Source organism: Xanthomonas sp. BRIP62415 (assembly GCF_003993515.1).
Lineage (GTDB): Bacteria > Pseudomonadota > Gammaproteobacteria > Xanthomonadales > Xanthomonadaceae > Xanthomonas > Xanthomonas euroxanthea.
Genome location: NZ_QEZH01000023.1, coordinates 75000 through 91484, shown reverse-complemented (window position 1 = coordinate 91484; position 16485 = coordinate 75000). Strand labels below are relative to the sequence as shown.

Genomic DNA, 16485 nt, shown 5'->3' with positions numbered 1-16485 from the left:
CATGCGCCTGGTCCGCATGCCGCTGGCCGCGGCGTTGAGCGTGGTCCTGCTCGGCGGCTGCATGCTGGGTCCCAACTACACCAAGGCGCCGGCAGTGGCCGATGCGGCGATGCAGGCGCCCGCATTGCATCGCGCCAGTGGCGCCGACGTGGTCGCTGCCGCGCCGCTGAATCACTGGTGGGAGGAGTTGCACGATCCGACCCTCACCCAGCTGGTCACCCAGGCCCTGGCCGACAGCCCCAACCTGCGCGCGGCGCAGGCGCGGCTGCGCGCCAACCGCGCGCTGGCCAGCCAGCGCCGTGCCGAGCGCCTGCCCAAGCTCAATGCCAGCGCGGTGTATGCGTATGCCGAGCCGCCGCAGACCATCGTCGATACGCTGGGCGGCTTGCAGAATGGCCAGAACGGCCAGCCACCGGCCCAGGGCAGCGAGGCGCTGGATCTGGAAAAGACCCAGATCTACAGCGCCGGTTTCGATGCCAGCTGGGAGCTGGATTTCTTTGGCCGGCGCCGTCGCGCCGCCGAAGGCGCCCTGGCGCAGGCGCAGGCCTCGGAAGCCGAGCTGGCCGATGCGCAGGTGCAGCTGGCGGCCGAAGTGGGGCAGGTATACCTCAACTACCGCGGCCTGCAGGCACGGCTGGCGATCGCCGATGCCAACCTGGACAAGATCGGGCAGACCCTGCGCCTGACCCAGCAGCGCCGCGCGCGTGGCGCGGCCTCGGACCTGCAGGTCGAGCAGATCGCCACGCAGGTGCAGCAGCAGGAAGCGCAACGCCTGCCGCTGGAGATGCAATCGCAGGAAGCGCTGGACCAGCTGGCGCTGATGGTGGGGCGCGCGCCCGGCGCGCTGGATGCGCAGTTGCGCGCGCCGCAGCCGTTGCCGATGCTGCCCACGCAGGTGCGCGTGGACGATGCCGGCGCCCTGATCCGTCGCCGCCCCGATGTGCGCAAGGCCGAGCGCGAGCTGGCGGCCTCCAGCGCGCAGATCGGCGAGGCGTTGAATGGCTATTTCCCGCAAGTGACCTTGCTGGGCGGCCTGAGCTGGGTGGCCGGTTCGCCCAGCGATTTCAATTCCGACGCGTTGACCACGCTGGCGGTGCCGATGCTGCGCTGGTCGATCTTCGATTTCGGCAAGACCCGCGCACAGGTGGAGCAGGCGCGTGCCGGCAACGCCGGCCGCGAGGCGGCCTACGAGGGTGCGGTGCTGGCGGCGTTGCAGGACGCCAACTCTGCATTGTCGCGTTTCGGCTCGGCGCGCAAGCAACTGGTGGTGGCGCGGCAGGCCGAAGCCTCGGCAACGCGTTCGGCCGGGTTGATGCAGCAACGCCGCGATGCCGGTGCCACCTCGTCGATCGATCTGCTCGACGTGCAACGCCAGCAGCTGTCGGCGCAGGACGCTGCCGCACAGGCGCAGGTGCAGTTGCTGGTGAACTACGTCGCGCTGCAGAAGAGCCTGGGGCTGGGCTGGAGCGCGCCGGTGCAGGAGGCACGCTGATCGCGACCGGTCGCGGCGGGCATGGGCACGCTGGTCCTGGCAGGGTGCTGGTGGCAGAGCACGCGATTGAACTGAAGGGGACCGGTGCCGACATTCGCACCGGGCACTGGCGGCCCCGGCGTCTTGCGGTGCACAGTCATTGCCGGGCCACGCTTCGCAAACGAGAGGGTTCATGGCACTTACCCAGGCCGCAGCGGCGCCGCTTTCCGCTGGCGACAACGCCTATCTGAGCATCAGCGAGGTCCGCAAGGAGTTCGACGGCGTCGTCGCGGTCGACGAAGTCAGCCTGCAGATCCGCAAGGGCGAAATCTTCGCGTTGCTGGGCGGCTCGGGCAGCGGCAAGTCCACCTTGCTGCGCTGCCTGGCCGGCTTCGAGCGGCCGACCAAGGGCCGCATCGTCCTCGATGGCCAGCCGATCGACGCGCTGCCGCCGTACGAGCGGCCGATCAACATGATGTTCCAGTCGTATGCGCTGTTTCCGCATATGAGCGTGGAGCAGAACATCGCCTTTGGACTGAAGCAGGAAGCCCTGCCCAAGGCCGCAATCGCGGCGCGCGTGGGCGAGATGCTGGAGCTGGTGCAGCTCGGTAGCCTGGCCAGGCGCAAGCCGCATCAACTCTCCGGCGGCCAGCAGCAGCGCGTGGCGCTGGCGCGTTCGCTGGCCAAGCGGCCCAAGTTGCTGCTGCTGGACGAACCGATGGGCGCGCTGGACAAGAAGCTGCGCTCGCAGATGCAGCTGGAGCTGGTCAACATCATCGAGACCTCCGGCGTCACCTGCGTCATGGTCACCCATGATCAGGAAGAGGCCATGACCATGGCCACCCGCATCGCGCTGATGGACCAGGGCTGGATCCAGCAGGTCGGCACCCCGGACGAAATCTACGAACAACCGGCCAACCGCTTCGCCGCCGAATTCATCGGCTCGGTCAATCTGATCGATGCGGTCATCGTCGAGGACAAACCGGACCACGTCAGCCTGAAGGCCCCGGCATTCGACGCCAGTATCCGGGTCGGCCATGGCATCACCGGTTTCGAAGGGCAGGCGGTGGCGTTCGCGCTGCGTCCGGAAAAACTGGTCATCGGCAAGGAGGAACCCGCCCAGCCCTGCAACAAGGCGCAGGGCGTGATCGAGGACATCGCCTATTTCGGCAGCCACTCGGTCTACCACGTGCGCCTGCCCGGTGGCTTCAAACTGATGGCCAACTTCGCCAATCGGCAGCGCTGGGCCAGCGAAGCACTGACCTGGGGCGACACCGTATGGCTGAGCTGGGGCGAGGACGACGGCGTGGTGCTCACAGCATGATGCGCCGCCTGTTCCGCGCAGCAGTGCCGGGCGCGCGCTGGGGCGTGATCGCCGCACCGTATCTGTGGCTGCTGGTGTTCTTCGCGATCCCGTTCCTGATCGTGCTGAAGATTTCCTTCGCCGAGCGCGCCACCGCGATGCCGCCGTACACGCCGCTGTTCGCCATCGCGGCCGATGGCGCGGTGAGCGTCAAGCTGCATCTGGGCAACTATCTGGTCCTGCTGCACGACAGCCAGTACCTGGCGGCGTATGCGAGTTCGATCCGGATCGCGGCGTTGTCGACCGTGCTTGCGCTGTTGATCGGCTACCCGATGGCCTATGTCATTGCGCGGCTGCCGCTGGCCACGCGCAACGTGGCGATGATGCTGGTGGTGCTGCCGTCGTGGACCTCGTTCCTGGTCCGCGTCTACGCCTGGATCGGCATCCTCGACGGCAACGGATTGCTCAATCAGGCGCTGCTGGCGCTGGGAGTGATCCGCCAGCCCCTGCAGTTGCTGTACACGCCGCTCGCCGCCTATATCGGCATCGTGTACTGCTATCTGCCCTTCATGGTGCTGCCGTTGTACGCCAACCTGGTCAAGCACGATCGGCGCCTGCTCGAAGCCGCCTACGATCTAGGCGCGCGGCCGTGGCAGGCGTTCGTGCGCATCACCTTGCCACTCTCGCGCAACGGGATCGTGGCCGGCTGCATGCTGGTGATGATTCCGGCGGTGGGCGAATTCGTGATTCCGGAAATGCTGGGCGGGCCGGACACCTTGATGATCGGCCGCGTGCTGTGGGGCGAGTTCTTCAACAATCGCGACTGGCCGGTGGCCGCTGCGGTGGCCACGGTGATGTTGCTGCTGTTGCTGGTGCCGATCGTGCTCTTCCACCGGTATCAGCAGCGCGAGCTGGAAGGGCGGCTGACATGATGCGCGCCTCGCGCGGTGGTCGCGTGCTGGGTGGCAGCGTGCTCGCGCTGGGCTTCGGCTTTCTGTACCTGCCGATCCTGTTGCTGATGGTCTACTCGTTCAACGCCTCGCGGCTGGCGATGGTGTGGGGCGGCTTTTCCACGCGCTGGTATGGCGAATTGCTGCGCGATCGCCAGCTGCTGGATGCGGCCTGGGTCAGCCTGGAAGTCGCGTTCTGGACCGCCGGGGCATCGACGCTGCTGGGCACGATGGCGGCGCTGGCGATGGTGCGCATGCGGCGTTTCCCCGGCAAGACCCTGTTCGGTGCGCTGATCACCGCGCCATTGGTGATGCCGGAGGTGATCATCGGCCTGTCGATCCTGTTGTTGCTGGTCTCGATGGGCGGCGTGCTCGGCATCGCACCGCGCGGCGCGGTGGCGATCTGGGCGGCGCATGTCACCTTCACCGTCTCGTTCGTGACGGTGGTGATCTCCTCGCGCCTGCAGGAACTGGATCGCTCGCTGGAAGAAGCGGCGATGGATCTGGGCGCGACACCGTTGAAGGTGTTCTTCCTGATCACCTTGCCGATCATCGCCCCCGCATTGGCGTCAGGCTGGCTGCTGGCGTTCACGCTGTCGCTGGACGATGTGGTGATCGCCAGCTTTCTGGCCGGGCCCAGTTCGACCACCTTGCCGATCAAGGTGTTCGCGTCGGTGCGGCTGGGCATCAGCCCCAAGATCAACGCGCTTGCCACGCTGATGGTGCTGGCGGTGTCGGTCGCCGCAGCGATCGGTTGGTGGCTGCTGGCGCGCAGCGAACAACGCCGCCAGCGCGATGCGCAACTGGCGCTGCAAGCTGCTTCCTGAGCAGGCACCAATATGAGTGTGGCGAATGCATCGCCACCAGCGGCGGCCAGACGGCTGCGAACGCCGACGCCACCGACATCCACGATGGCTGCACGCCGATTGCGGACGCCTGATGCGGCCACCGGACGCCGGGCACGGCAGTTGGTTGGGCCGCTGTTACCTGGCCGGAGGCGTGTACCCGCTGTCCCAGGGCTGCGGCTTGGTCAGGTAGCACTGATACTCGGCGCTGATGTCGTAGCCCTGTTGCTCGACCTTGGGTTGTTCGTCGGCGCGATCCTTGTCCTTGTTCTTTCCGTCGTCCTTGGATTTCTGCTTGCTCGGATAGATCGTGACCATGTTCGGCGACGAGTGCGCGGTAACGAATTGGCGGATGGCAGTGTCCGAGCAGGCCCGCAGTGCCTGTTCCTCGCAGGGTTGGCTGGGATTGGGCAGCGTGTTGGTGCAGCTCACGGTGACAAATCCGTTCGGACCCGGACGCGGGCCGTGCAGCATGTCCTGCAGGACGGCGCACCCCGGCAGGCAGGCGCCGATGCCAAGTACAACTAGAACAATCAGATCCCGGCGCATCGTGGTGGTCTTCCGTGAATGGATGAAGCTGCCAAGTGCCGAATGCTAGAGCATTTTTGTGCGGTGGGACGGTCGGGACAGGGCAGGGCCGCTTTCGTTAGCGTGGCTGGGAGCGTTGCTCCGGTTGCCAGTGATCCGCGAGCGGTGCGATGGAGGTGCGGCATTGCGTCGCGGCGTGGGTAAACACAGCGTTGCAGCGATTTGCTGCGGTTGTGACGCGGCTGCAACTTCCCGACGACTAGCATGACGGGCCTGTAACAGGAGACCGTCATGTCCTACGACACCGTCAACCCGGCCAATGGCCAGGTCGAGCACACCCAGCACATCCTGGACGCCGCCGGCATCGAAGCGCGCCTGGCTGCTTCCGCCAAGGCATTCCCGCAGTGGGCGGCGCTGCCGTTGGCCGAGCGCGGCGCGCTGTTGCGGCGCGTGGGCGACGAGCTGACCCGGCGGCGCGACGAGTTGCAGCGCATCATGACCGCCGAGATGGGCAAGCTGCGACACGAGGCGCTGGCCGAGGTCGACAAGTGCGCACAGGCCTGCGCCTATTACGCCGAGCATGCGGCCGAATATCTGGCACCGCGCGACATCCCGACCGAGGCGCAGTCCAGCTATGTGCGCTACGAGCCGCTGGGTTGCGTGCTTGCGGTGATGCCGTGGAATTTCCCGCTGTGGCAGGCGTTTCGTTTCCTCGCCCCGGGGCTGATGGCCGGCAATGTCACGCTGCTCAAGCATGCCAGCAATGTGCCGCGTTGCGCCGATGCGATGAAGCAGGTGCTTGATGCCGCCGGTATTCCGCCCGGCGTGTTCGACGTGCTGCATATCGACAACGATCAGGCCGCAGATGTGCTGCGTGACGATCGCATCGCCGCGGTGACGCTGACCGGCAGCGAGCGCGCCGGGCGGTCGCTGGCTGCAAATGCGGGCGATCAGTTGAAGAAGTGCGTGATGGAACTGGGCGGCAGCGACGCGTTCGTGGTGCTGGAAGACGCCGACCTGGAGCACACCGTCGCTTCAGCCGTGCAGTCGCGTTTCGACAACAGCGGGCAGACCTGCATCGCCGCCAAGCGCTTCATCGTGGTGGACGCCATCGCCGATCGCTTCATCGAACGCTTCGTGGCCGCCGCGTCCAAGCGCGTGCTCGGTGACCCGCAGCAGGAGGGCACCACGCTGGCGCCCATGGCCCGCGCGGATCTGCGCGACGAGTTGCACAAGCAGGTACAAGCCAGCGTGGAAAAAGGTGCCAAGGTGCTGCTGGGCGGCGAACCGGTACCTGGTTCGCATGCCGGCTATCCGGCCACCATTCTCGATCACGTCGCCCCGGGCATGCCGGCCTACGAGGAAGAATTCTTCGGTCCGGTGGCCTCGGTGATTCGCGTGCGCGATGAGGCCGAGGCGGTACGCGTGGCCAACGACACCAGCTTCGGCCTGGGCGGCAGTGTGTGGACTTCCGATGCCAAGCGCGGCGAGCGCGTGGCGCAGCAATTGCAGTGCGGCGCGGCGTTCGTCAATTCGGTGGTCAAGAGCGACGTGCGCCTGCCGTTCGGCGGCATCAAGCGCTCCGGGTTCGGCCGCGAGCTGGCCGAGCACGGCATCCACGAGTTCATGAACATCAAGACCATCTATGTGGCTTGATGGCCGGGATTGGTGATCCGGGATTTGGGATTCGTAAAAGCAGGCCTTCCTTCTCCCCTCGGGAGAAGGTGCCCGAAGGGCGGATGAGGGTACGGGCAGCCCACGATGATGCCGACGCCTTCAAACCAGCCAGTACCAGCGCGCCTTGCAGTACGTGCAGTGCGGGAACCTCCAGCAGCTCTGTGCCAAGCCAACACTCAGCAGTCAGAAAAACCTGCTCTACCCATTCCCGAATCCCGAATCCCGATTCCCAGGCCGCAACGCGGCCTCAAAGCCACCGCGCACGCTTGAACAGGCGATACAGCACCAGGCACGAGGCGACCACGCCGGCGACCAGCAGCGGGTAGGCGTAGCGCTTGTCCAGTTCGGGCATGTGGGTGAAGTTCATGCCATACCAGCTGGTGATCAGGGTGGGGGCGGCCAGCAGCGCGGCCCAGGCGCCCAGGCGCTTGACGGTCTCGCCCTGGGCCAGGGTCACCATCGACAGGTTGACGCTCAGCGCGGTGCCCAGCATCTCGCGCAAGGTGTCGATGGCGTCATTGATGCGCACCGCGTGATCGAGCACGTCGCGCAGGTAGATGCCGACTTCGTCGTGGATCAGCGAGCCCGGGTTGCGCTTGAGGTGCGAGAGCACGTCCTGCAGCGGCGCCACCACCAGCCGCATCTTGTTGAGTTCGCGCTTGAGCTCGTACAGGCGCACCACGGTTTCGCGCTTGTAGTTGTCGGCAAAGATGTCCTTTTCCAGGCCTTCCAGCGTGTCGCGGAACTCGTCCATGATCGGCAGATAATTGTCGACCACGAAATCGAGCACGCCATACAGGCAGAACGAGGCGCCCATGCGCAGCATGGCCGGTTCGCGTTCGACCCGGTGCCGCACCGGCGTATACGACAGCGATGCGCCATGGCGCACCGTCAACAGAAAGCGCGCGCCCAGGAACGCGTGCGTCTCGCCGTAGCGGATGCGCTCGTTGACCAGCTGCGCGGTATTGACCACCACGAACAGGGAGTTGCCGTAGCTCTCGGCCTTGGGGCGCTGGTGCGCCTTGAGCGCATCCTCGATGGCCAGATCGTGCAGGCCGAACTCGTCCTGCAGTTTGTGCAGTACCGATTCCTGCGGCTCGTACAGCCCCACCCAGACGAACCCATCCGGGCGCTGCAGCACGTCGCTGATCTGCTCCAGGCTGATGTCGTGGCGTTCGCCCTCACCGTCGTAATAGGCACAGGTGATGACGCAGGAGGGGTTGTCCGGATGGCGGCCGTGGTGGTTCATGGACGCATCCTGGATCAGCGCGTGCGCACGGACAAGTCACGCCGCCGCAAGGCGATGGCGAGCGCGGTGTGGATGGGCAACAGCAGCAGCACCCATTGCAGGTTGTCCTGCGCCTGGAACGACAGCCAGTGGATCAGCAGGGCCAGCAGGGCCGAGCCGGCGACCACCCAGCGCAGCACTTCGAACCAGCGTCCGGGCCGGCGCCCGCGCAGCAGGGCGATGCCGCCGACCAACAGCAGCACGCACAGCGGGTTGACCAGCAGCAGGTTGCGATTGGCCCAGGCCGATTGATGCACGGTGAAGCCCCACAGATACACCAGCAGGCCGCCGCCGATCGCGCACAGCAGCCAGTACGGCAGGGCGAAAGCGGCGAGCACGCGCTGCCGGCGACCGAGCGCCAGCACGCCGGCGGCGACGATCAACCCGGTCAGCAACCATGGCCACCAGTGCCGTTGCTGTTCGGCCGGCTCCGGTGCGATGCGATGCGGCAACAGCACCTGCGTGGACTGCACCAAAGGGCGGCCGGCGCTGTTGTGCACCTGGGTCAGGCTGTCGGCCAGCCGCATCGGTACGAAGGCTTCTTCCCAGCGCGACAACGGGCGGTCGGCGTACGGCCCCAGGCCCAGGTCGAAGCCCAGCCACATCCACGGGGCGGGAGAGGCCAGGCGTACTGCCTCGCTGCGGTAGGTATTGCCACGCGAGCGCCCGGCCAGTTGCGATTTCAATGCGCCGCCCATCGCCCGGTCCAGCGTGTCGCGGACCATCGTGGCGCAGTTGGCCACGAAATAATCGTAGTGGTAGCGCGCGTTCTCGGGCCGGCTGCGAACGGCCAGCCCGTCGGCCAGCGCGCGCGCCTGGTCCGGTGGCAGATCCAGCCACTGGATGCTGACGCCGCGGCCGACCGCGCGATATTGCTGCAGGTCTTCGTCCAGCGGCAACGCAACCAGGTAGTACATCATCTCGCCACGCGCGAAACGCGGAACGAAATCCGGCTCGCTGGGATCGAAGAAGCCGAAGTTGTAGGAGGTGGCCTGCCCGGTGACCGGATCGACCACCACGATGGCATCGTGGCCGAAGCGCTCGAAGAACACCTCGCCCGGCTGCATGGTGACCACGCCGACACGCGGTGCCGACGCAGCCGGTTGGGCAGGGGCCTGATCGGCGACCTGGGCAACGGCGGCAGGCGCCACCAGCAGTGCAAGCAACAGCAGCAGACAGGACGCCGCCCATCGCCGAACCCTGCCGCGGCCTGTTGCTGCAGCAGTCATGCGGTGCGAAAGGTTCAAGCGTCGTCCTGCGGGTCTGGCGGCAGGATGGTCACGTGGAAGGCGTGCACGCGCCGCGCATCGGCCTTGGCCACGCGGAACGCAAAGCGCCCCAGCGTCAGCTCCTCGCCGGTTTCCGGCAGATGCCCGATCGCATCGGTAACCAGGCCGCCGACGGTGTCGTACTCGTCATCGGGGAAGTCGGCGCCAAAGCGCTCGTTGAAGTCCTCGATCGGCGTCAGCGCATCGACCACATAGCGGCCGTCGGCCTGGATGGCGATCAGCGAATTCTCTTCCTCGGCATCGTCGTGCTCGTCGTCGATCTGGCCGACGATCTGCTCCAGCACGTCCTCGATGGTGACCAGCCCGGCGACACCGCCGTACTCGTCCACCACGATGGCCATGTGGTTGCGCGACAGGCGGAATTCCTTGAGCAGGACGTTGAGCTTCTTCGACTCGGGGATCAGCACCGCCGGGCGCAGCAGTTCGCGCACATTGCCGGGGCCGTTGTCGGCAACCACGCCGCGCAACAGATCCTTGGCCAGCAGGATGCCGAGCACTTCGTCCTTGTTCTCGCCGTGCACCGGGAAGCGCGAATGGCCCGATTCCACCACCTGCTTCATCAGGTCGATGAAACGCGCCTCCACCGGCAGCGAGACCATCTGCGAGCGCGAGATCATCACATCGCCCACGGTGAGCTCGGACACGGAAATCGCGCCTTCCATCATGCGCAAGGTGTCTGCGGCGATCAGGCCGTCCTGCTCGGCGGTCCGCAGCAACGCGACCAGTTCGTCGCGGGTATGGGGCTCGCCAGAGAAGGCAGCGCTCAGGCGCTCGAGCCAGCTACGGCGTTTTTCGGGTGTTTCTTGGGATTGGCTACTGTCGTCTTCGGACATCGTGACGGGGGGCGGCACCCGGCAAACCAGGCGATAGCAGGCAGTCTAACAGGAAGCCGCTAAGGCGCTGTAGACGGGGCGGGGCGGGCCCCGCGTCAGGGCAGGTCCAGGCTGTAGCCGCAGCCGACCACGGTCTTGCCCGGATGTGACTTCACGTTGGAGACGCTGAGCACGATCGATTCGATCATCGCCTCGCCGGTCTTGGGGTTGGTGGTGTCTTCGCTGACCAGCTCGCGGCCGTACATGACCTTGTCGGCGTTATCCACGCCCAGTTCCAGGTTCAGCTGCTTGGCCAGCGGGCGCGGGTCGGGCAGGTCCAGCAGCGCCATGACGCTGGCGCCGGAAAACGCGATATGGGTGGTGCGGTGGCCGAACACGCTGATCGGCGTGTTGAGCGTGTACTCGGTCATGAACAGGTTGGCCTGTTCCAGCGGCGTCCAGCCCAGCGCCACCGCCTTGAGCGGGTCGGCCAGCACCGGCGCCAGCGCGTTGAAGTCGCCGATGCGCTGGCGGCATTCGATCAGGGCCGGCAGGTCCGGACGCACCGGCGCGGTCTGGGCCCAGGCGCCGGAGCAGGCCAGCAACAGCACCGCGGTGGCGACACAGGCCCGCATCAGTGCTCTCCCGCATAGGGATCGTCGATGCCGAGATCGGCCAGGATCTCGCGTTCGAGTTGCTCCATCGCGTCGGCTTCCTTGTCGTCCTCGTGATCCCAGCCCAGCAGGTGCAAGGTGCCGTGCACGGTCAGATGGGCGTAATGGGCGGCCAGCGACTTGCCTTGTTCGGCGGCCTCGCGCGCCACCACCGGTGCACAGATCACCAGATCGCCGAGCAGCGGCATCTTGATGCCCTTGGGCAGGCCCTCGGGCAACTCGGCCGGAAAACTCAGCACATTGGTGGCGTAATCCTTGCCACGGTAATGGTGGTTGAGCGAGCAGCCTTCCTTCTCATCGACAATGCGCACCGCCAGATCGGCCTCGCGGATGCGTCCCTTCAGCGCGGCCGCCACCCATTTGCGAAAACTCACCGCCGACGGCAGGCCGGCGCGCGGCAGCGCATAACTGACAGCGACGTCGAGGCGGACAGGTCCACGGGTCATGGCGAGAGTTTCCTGGGCTGGGGTCAGTGCGTGCACGTGATCAGCAGTATCACCGCAGGCCCGTTGGCCACGCGGTAGCTCGAACTTCCGATCGGGCCGCGCCCGCAGCCGCGATTGTAATCCCGCACCCGCAAGCTTGAAACGAATCCTTGCTGGTCATGCAGCCAGACCGCACGCGATCGGGATGCCCGGCGACGGCGACGACTGCGTCTGTCAGCACCAGGCTCACAGGGCGCGAACTCACTCAGGCTGTTGCTTGGCGGCAGCGTCCTGCTGATCGCGTTTTTCATACGCGGTAACGATGCGCTGCACCAGCGGGTGGCGCACCACGTCGCGTGCCTCGAAGAAGGTGAAGCTGGCGCCGTCCACATCGCGCAGCACCTCGATGGCGTCGCGCAGGCCGGACTTGACGTGCTTGGGCAGGTCGATCTGGGTCAGGTCGCCGGTGACCACCGCGGTGGAGCCGAAGCCCAGGCGGGTCAGGAACATCTTCATCTGCTCAATGGTGGTGTTCTGCGCCTCGTCCAGGATCACGTAGGCATCGTTGAGCGTGCGGCCACGCATATAGGCCAGCGGCGCAATCTCGATGACGTTCTTTTCCAGCAGCTTGACCACCTTTTCCACGCCCAGCATCTCGTACAGCGCGTCGTACAGCGGGCGCAGGTACGGGTCCACCTTCTGGCTGAGATCGCCAGGCAGGAAACCCAGCTTCTCGCCGGCTTCCACCGCCGGGCGCACCAGGATCAGGCGCTGTACGCGCGATTCGTTCAAGGCTTCCACTGCGCTGGCCACAGCCAGGAAGGTCTTGCCGGTACCGGCCGGGCCGATGCCGAAATTGATGTCGTGCGTGGCAATCGCATGCAGGTACTTGGCCTGGTTGGCGCCGCGGCCACGCACGGTGCCGCGCTTGACCTTGATCGCCACGTCCTGGGCCACGTAGGAACGATCGACCACGTGCTCGACATTGGCATCGTTCACGCGCAGGTGGATGGCGTGGTTGTCGAACGTGGTGGCGGCAGCCTCCTCGTACAAGGCCGTCAGCAGCGACTGCGCGGCGGTGACCGCCGGCTCCGGGCCGGTGACGCGGAAGATGTTGCCGCGGTTGGCGATCTCCACGCCGAGCTTGAGTTCGATCTGGCGCAGGTGCGCGTCGAACGGGCCGGCCAGATTGGCCAGGCGCTCGATGTCGTCGGGTTCCAGGGTGAAGTCGCGATGTGCAGGTGAGTTCATGGTCGGATCGGACCGCGCACGCATGCGCTGGTCGGTTGGGCGGCAGACGAGGGTAGCGCGCAGCGCGTGATCCCACCAACACGCCGGGCCACTGCAATCACCCGGTCTGGCCGGGGCCGGCGGCGTGCGCGGGTTTTCCACAATCGCTGTGGAGTCACGCATCACTAACCTGTGGATAAAAATCGTGGTGCCTACTCGCACAAGGTCCGGCAGGGGCATGGCGAAAAAATCACCACTGCGATGGCGGTTGTCCACAAGCGGTGTGGATCGAATTCGGCAAAGCCTGTGGGTAAGTGCTCGCACGCCTTATGCCGCAAGGCGTTGCAGACAAGTGGTGAAATTTTGATCACTTGCCTTGCGCGCTGTGTGACCAGGAACGTCGGTGTCGTTGCTGTGCGCGATCACGACCATGCCTGGCGTATGCGAGCAGTGCGCGCCGTTGTTGACCTAGACCGACCACGGCTTAGTAGCGCGCAGATGCTGGAGCGCCGATCGGCGAATGCAGTGCGGCAAGCAATCAGCTGCGTGCTTGCCGACGATCGAGGTGCGAGGCACGACGCGCGTGACCTCAACGCAATTGCCAGCGTGTTGCACGCACGCAGCCACGCAAAGCAACGCAACAACGATGGCAGGCAGACGCAGCATCGCGTGTCCGGCCGCTGGATACGAGACCAGTGACCAACCAGCGCGTACCTTCCAGTAAGCACGACGCGATGCATGCCGTGGCGCCCCGCGCCCCGGCACCTATGCGGCATCAGCTTTCGCTGTCGTCCACCTGGATAAGGCCACGCAGCGAATTGCTCATCGCCTCGGTGATCAACACATCGACGAAGTGCCCGATCAGGCGCGGGTTGCCGGGGAAATTCACCGGGCGCATGTTCTCGCTCTTGCCGGTCAACTCGTTCGGATCGCGCCGCGACGGGCCTTCCACCAGTACCCGTTGCACGCTGCCGACCATGGACTGCGAGATACGCGTGGCGTGCGCATTGATCTGCGCCTGCAGGCGGGCAAGCCGCGCCTGCTTGACGGCTTCCGGCGTGTCGTCCTGCAGGTCCGATGCCGGCGTGCCGGGACGACGCGAATACACGAACGAGAAACTCTGGTCGAAGCCCACGTCCTCGATCAGCTTCATGGTCTTTTCGAAATCCGCTTCGGTCTCGCCGGGAAAGCCGACGATGAAGTCCGAGCTGATCGAAATGTCCGGGCGTACCGCGCGCAGCTTGCGGATCTTGGACTTGAATTCCAGTGCGGTGTAGCCGCGCTTCATCGCCGACAGGATGCGGTCGCTGCCGGCCTGCACCGGCAGGTGCAGGTAATTGGCCAGCTGCGGCACGTCGCGATAGGCATCCACCAGCGAATCGGAAAATTCCAGCGGATGGGAGGTGGTGAAACGGATACGGCCGATGCCGTCGATCTGCGCGATGGTGCGGATCAACAAGCCCAGATCCGCGTACTGCGCCGCATCGCCGGCATCGGCGCCGTACGCGCCGCGATACGCGTTGACGTTCTGGCCGAGCAGGTTGATCTCGCGCACGCCCTGCGCAGCCAGTTGCGCCACTTCCACCAGCACGTCCTCGAACGGCCGGCTGACTTCCTCGCCGCGGGTGTAGGGCACCACGCAGAACGAGCAGTATTTGGAGCAGCCTTCCATGATCGACACGAATGCCGACGGGCCATCGGCACGCGGCTCGGGCAGGCGATCGAACTTCTCGATTTCCGGAAAGCTGATGTCCACCTGCGACTTGCCCGATTCGCGCCGCGCGCGGATCAGCTCCGGCAGGCGATGCAGGGTCTGCGGGCCGAACACCAGATCCACGTACGGCGCGCGCTTGACGATGGCCTCGCCTTCCTGTGACGCCACGCAGCCACCCACCCCGATGATCACCGGCTTGCCGCCGGCCTTCAGTGCCTTCCAGCGGCCGAGCTGGCTGAACACCTTTTCCTGCGCCTTCTCGCGGATGGAGCAGGTGTTGACCAGCACCACGTCGGCGTCTTCGGGGTTGTCGGTCAGCTCCAGGCCCTCGGAGGCGGCGAGCACGTCGGCCATCTTGGCCGAGTCGTACTCGTTCATCTGGCACCCGTGGGTCTTGATGTAGAGCTTGCCGCGCACCACGGCAGGCGCCGACGGGCGGGCCACCGGTAGCGGCAACAGGGCAGGTGCGTCCACGGCGGTGGCTGCGGACAGGTCGGAAACGGATGTCCCGGGCATGGCGCTTATTCCAGGCGGGTAGAAGATAGCCGCACAGTTTACCCGCTTGCGCCGGGCCCGTCCGCCTGGTCAGGCCTTGGCGTTGGTCGCCTCGGCACGTGCAAACGCCGGCCGGTCGGCCATGCGGGCGATGTAGGCGCGGGTGCTGGCAGGCGGATCGATCAGGCCGAAATCGAGCATCCAGCCCAGCGCGCCGCCCCACAGCACATCGGCCGCGCTGCAGCGTTCGCCCAACAGATAGTCGCCCTTGGCCAGTTGCGCATCGATCACCTGCAGCACCGTGTCGCAGTCGGCGTAGGGCGAGATCGCGCGCGGCGGCGCGTCGCGCTTCAGCGCGCGGTCGATGATCGCCGGCTCGAACGCCGAGCCGTAGAAGGCCAGCCAGCGCAGGTAGGCGCCGCGATCGGCGTCGCCCGGGGCCGGCGACAGGCCGGCTTCCGGATACAGCTCGGCCAGGTACTGGTAGATCGCACCCTGCTCGGTGACCACGCTGTCGCCGTGCCGGATCGCCGGAATCTTGCCCATCGGGTTGATCGCCAGGTATTGGCTCGTCAGTTGCTCGCCTTTTTCCAGATTGACGATCTGCAGGTCGTAACTGGCGCCGAGCTCTTCCAGCAGCACCAGCACGCCGCGCGAGCGCGAGCGGGGATTGTGGAACAGGGTGATGTGGCGCTGGTCGGACATTGCAGGTTCCTTGGTGGAGGCGGCAGGCATGGGCCGCGGTGCCAGCGCCATCCTACGCAGCCATTGCGGACAGTTCCTGTCCGCAATACGGTGGCGCGATGGCTTCGACCGCTGCCCGCTTGTTGCGTCTGCTCGCCCTGCTGCAAGGCGGCCGGACCTGGTCCGGTGCGGCGCTGGCCGAGCGCCTGGAACTGCATCCGCGCAGCGTACGGCGCGCGGTCGAGCGCTTGCGCGGACTGGGCTACCCGGTGCAGGCCGCGCCCGGGGCCGGAGGCGGTTATCAGCTGGGGCAGGGCGCTGCGGCCCTGCCGCTGTTGTTTGAAGAGGACGAAGCGCTGACCGTGGCGATCGCCTTGCGCGCAGCGGCTCCGGTGATGCGCGGCATGGATGCGGCGGCGGCGCGGGTGCTGCGCAAGCTTGATCCGTTGTTGCCGCGGCGCAGCGGCCAGCGTGCCAGTGCCGCGCATGCGGCCACGGCCAGTCTGCCGATCACCGAGGACGCCGGTGCCCTGGTGGATACGGCACTGCTGGCGCACCTGGCCAGCGCCTGCCGCGACCGGGCCACGCTGCGGCTGGACTATCGGCGGCATTCCGGCGTGCCGATCACGCGCTGCGTGGAACCGGCCTTGCTGGTGAACTACGGGCGGCGTTGGTACCTGCTGGCCTGGGACTGCGAGCGTCAGGACTGGCGTACCCTGCGGGCCGACCGGATCGACCAGGCCAGCGCGACCGGCGCCCGGTTCGCCGCGCGCGCGTTGCCGGAGGAGCCGCTGCAACTCCTGCGCAAGGCGATCGGCGAGTCGCCGTTTCCGTGTCGGGCGCGGGTACGCCTGCACGGCACGCTGGATGCACTCGCCGCGCGCATCCCGCCCTGGCTGGGCGCGCTGGAAGCCGACGGGCCGGCACATTGCTGGCTGGGCCTGGGCGCACCGAGCATGCCGGCGCTGGCGGCCAACCTGCTGCTGCTCGATCTACCTTTCGATGCGATCTCCCCGGACGTCGTGCGCGCGCCCCTGACCCAGGCGCTGAACGCGTTGCGGACGCGGCTGGAGCAACTGCCCGGATAACCGCGGCAGCCA

The 16485-nt window shown here is 66.5% G+C and carries 15 protein-coding genes; 6 read left to right on the top strand and 9 right to left on the bottom strand.

The features are described 5' to 3' along the window. The first annotated feature begins 1 nt into the window (after position 1). The 4 genes from EO141_RS08105 to EO141_RS08090 all read left to right on the top strand — a co-directional run bounded on the left by EO141_RS08105 (position 2) and on the right by EO141_RS08090 (position 4551). Entirely contained in the window at positions 2 to 1492 is a 1491-nt protein-coding gene (locus EO141_RS08105) for an efflux transporter outer membrane subunit (protein ID WP_164739118.1), read from the top strand. 172 nt (positions 1493 to 1664) lie between these two features. Further along, the gene (potA, locus tag EO141_RS08100; RefSeq protein WP_119128631.1) at positions 1665 to 2795 is read left to right on the top strand and encodes a polyamine ABC transporter ATP-binding protein; all 1131 of its coding nucleotides are present in this window, start codon (positions 1665 to 1667) and stop codon (positions 2793 to 2795) included. Further along, entirely contained in the window at positions 2795 to 3706 is a 912-nt protein-coding gene (locus EO141_RS08095; protein WP_127169203.1) for an ABC transporter permease subunit, read from the top strand. The genes potA and EO141_RS08095 overlap by 1 nt, the downstream gene beginning before the upstream one ends. Further along, entirely contained in the window at positions 3703 to 4551 is an 849-nt protein-coding gene (locus EO141_RS08090; RefSeq protein WP_127168924.1) for an ABC transporter permease subunit, read from the top strand. The genes EO141_RS08095 and EO141_RS08090 overlap by 4 nt, the downstream gene beginning before the upstream one ends. Before the next feature lie 156 nt (positions 4552 to 4707). On the opposite strand, the gene EO141_RS08085 is transcribed toward EO141_RS08090, so the two are convergent. Then, the gene (locus EO141_RS08085) at positions 4708 to 5118 is read right to left on the bottom strand and encodes a hypothetical protein (protein WP_102256702.1); all 411 of its coding nucleotides are present in this window, start codon (positions 5116 to 5118) and stop codon (positions 4708 to 4710) included. A gap of 270 nt (positions 5119 to 5388) precedes the next feature. On the opposite strand from EO141_RS08085, the gene EO141_RS08080 reads away from it, so the two are divergent. Then, positions 5389 to 6753, top strand: coding sequence for an NAD-dependent succinate-semialdehyde dehydrogenase (locus EO141_RS08080; RefSeq protein WP_127168923.1), 1365 nt, complete (start codon positions 5389 to 5391; stop codon positions 6751 to 6753). Between the two features lie 268 nt (positions 6754 to 7021). On the opposite strand, the gene EO141_RS08075 is transcribed toward EO141_RS08080, so the two are convergent. The 8 genes from EO141_RS08075 to EO141_RS08040 all read right to left on the bottom strand — a co-directional run bounded on the left by EO141_RS08075 (position 7022) and on the right by EO141_RS08040 (position 15406). Continuing rightward, entirely contained in the window at positions 7022 to 8023 is a 1002-nt protein-coding gene (locus EO141_RS08075) for a magnesium and cobalt transport protein CorA (protein WP_047125205.1), read from the bottom strand. A 14-nt stretch (positions 8024 to 8037) separates the two neighbouring features. Beyond that, positions 8038 to 9309 carry a DUF4105 domain-containing protein gene (locus EO141_RS08070; protein WP_127168922.1) on the bottom strand — a complete coding sequence of 424 codons (1272 nt, stop codon included), beginning with the start codon at positions 9307 to 9309 and terminating at the stop codon, positions 8038 to 8040. After that, complete coding sequence (locus tag EO141_RS08065; protein WP_016901625.1) at positions 9306 to 10184, bottom strand: transporter associated domain-containing protein; 879 nt, start codon at positions 10182 to 10184, stop codon at positions 9306 to 9308. The genes EO141_RS08070 and EO141_RS08065 overlap by 4 nt, the downstream gene beginning before the upstream one ends. Before the next feature lie 95 nt (positions 10185 to 10279). Next, entirely contained in the window at positions 10280 to 10798 is a 519-nt protein-coding gene (locus tag EO141_RS08060) for a hypothetical protein (RefSeq protein ID WP_119131417.1), read from the bottom strand. Further along, a complete protein-coding gene (gene ybeY / locus EO141_RS08055) occupies positions 10798 to 11283 on the bottom strand; it encodes an rRNA maturation RNase YbeY (RefSeq protein WP_104582154.1) in 486 nt (161 codons plus the stop codon). The genes EO141_RS08060 and ybeY overlap by 1 nt, the downstream gene beginning before the upstream one ends. Positions 11284 to 11523: 240 nt before the next feature. Next, the gene (locus EO141_RS08050; RefSeq protein WP_127168921.1) at positions 11524 to 12513 is read right to left on the bottom strand and encodes a PhoH family protein; all 990 of its coding nucleotides are present in this window, start codon (positions 12511 to 12513) and stop codon (positions 11524 to 11526) included. 754 nt (positions 12514 to 13267) lie between these two features. Continuing rightward, positions 13268 to 14722, bottom strand: a complete 1455-nt coding sequence (gene miaB / locus EO141_RS08045; protein ID WP_127168920.1) for a tRNA (N6-isopentenyl adenosine(37)-C2)-methylthiotransferase MiaB — start codon at positions 14720 to 14722, stop codon at positions 13268 to 13270. A 69-nt stretch (positions 14723 to 14791) separates the two neighbouring features. Then, entirely contained in the window at positions 14792 to 15406 is a 615-nt protein-coding gene (locus tag EO141_RS08040) for a glutathione S-transferase family protein (protein ID WP_115677109.1), read from the bottom strand. A 98-nt stretch (positions 15407 to 15504) separates the two neighbouring features. On the opposite strand from EO141_RS08040, the gene EO141_RS08035 reads away from it, so the two are divergent. Continuing rightward, positions 15505 to 16473: a WYL domain-containing protein gene (locus EO141_RS08035; RefSeq protein WP_127168919.1), complete on the top strand. Its 969-nt coding sequence runs from the start codon at positions 15505 to 15507 to the stop codon at positions 16471 to 16473. Positions 16474 to 16485 lie beyond the last annotated feature (12 nt).

What these genes read in the sequence shown, in the direction of transcription:
- EO141_RS08085 (WP_102256702.1), bottom strand. Translation starts at nt 5,118, where the DNA reads ATGCGCCGGGATCTGATTGTTCTAGTTGTACTTGGCATCGGCGCCTGC.
- miaB (WP_127168920.1), bottom strand. Translation starts at nt 14,722, where the DNA reads ATGCCCGGGACATCCGTTTCCGACCTGTCCGCAGCCACCGCCGTGGAC.
- EO141_RS08060 (WP_119131417.1), bottom strand. Translation starts at nt 10,798, where the DNA reads ATGCGGGCCTGTGTCGCCACCGCGGTGCTGTTGCTGGCCTGCTCCGGC.
- EO141_RS08035 (WP_127168919.1), top strand. Translation starts at nt 15,505, where the DNA reads ATGGCTTCGACCGCTGCCCGCTTGTTGCGTCTGCTCGCCCTGCTGCAA.
- EO141_RS08050 (WP_127168921.1), bottom strand. Translation starts at nt 12,513, where the DNA reads ATGAACTCACCTGCACATCGCGACTTCACCCTGGAACCCGACGACATC.
- EO141_RS08075 (WP_047125205.1), bottom strand. Translation starts at nt 8,023, where the DNA reads ATGAACCACCACGGCCGCCATCCGGACAACCCCTCCTGCGTCATCACC.
- EO141_RS08040 (WP_115677109.1), bottom strand. Translation starts at nt 15,406, where the DNA reads ATGTCCGACCAGCGCCACATCACCCTGTTCCACAATCCCCGCTCGCGC.
- EO141_RS08065 (WP_016901625.1), bottom strand. Translation starts at nt 10,184, where the DNA reads ATGTCCGAAGACGACAGTAGCCAATCCCAAGAAACACCCGAAAAACGC.
- EO141_RS08090 (WP_127168924.1), top strand. Translation starts at nt 3,703, where the DNA reads ATGATGCGCGCCTCGCGCGGTGGTCGCGTGCTGGGTGGCAGCGTGCTC.
- ybeY (WP_104582154.1), bottom strand. Translation starts at nt 11,283, where the DNA reads ATGACCCGTGGACCTGTCCGCCTCGACGTCGCTGTCAGTTATGCGCTG.
- EO141_RS08080 (WP_127168923.1), top strand. Translation starts at nt 5,389, where the DNA reads ATGTCCTACGACACCGTCAACCCGGCCAATGGCCAGGTCGAGCACACC.
- EO141_RS08105 (WP_164739118.1), top strand. Translation starts at nt 2, where the DNA reads ATGCGCCTGGTCCGCATGCCGCTGGCCGCGGCGTTGAGCGTGGTCCTG.
- EO141_RS08095 (WP_127169203.1), top strand. Translation starts at nt 2,795, where the DNA reads ATGCGCCGCCTGTTCCGCGCAGCAGTGCCGGGCGCGCGCTGGGGCGTG.
- potA (WP_119128631.1), top strand. Translation starts at nt 1,665, where the DNA reads ATGGCACTTACCCAGGCCGCAGCGGCGCCGCTTTCCGCTGGCGACAAC.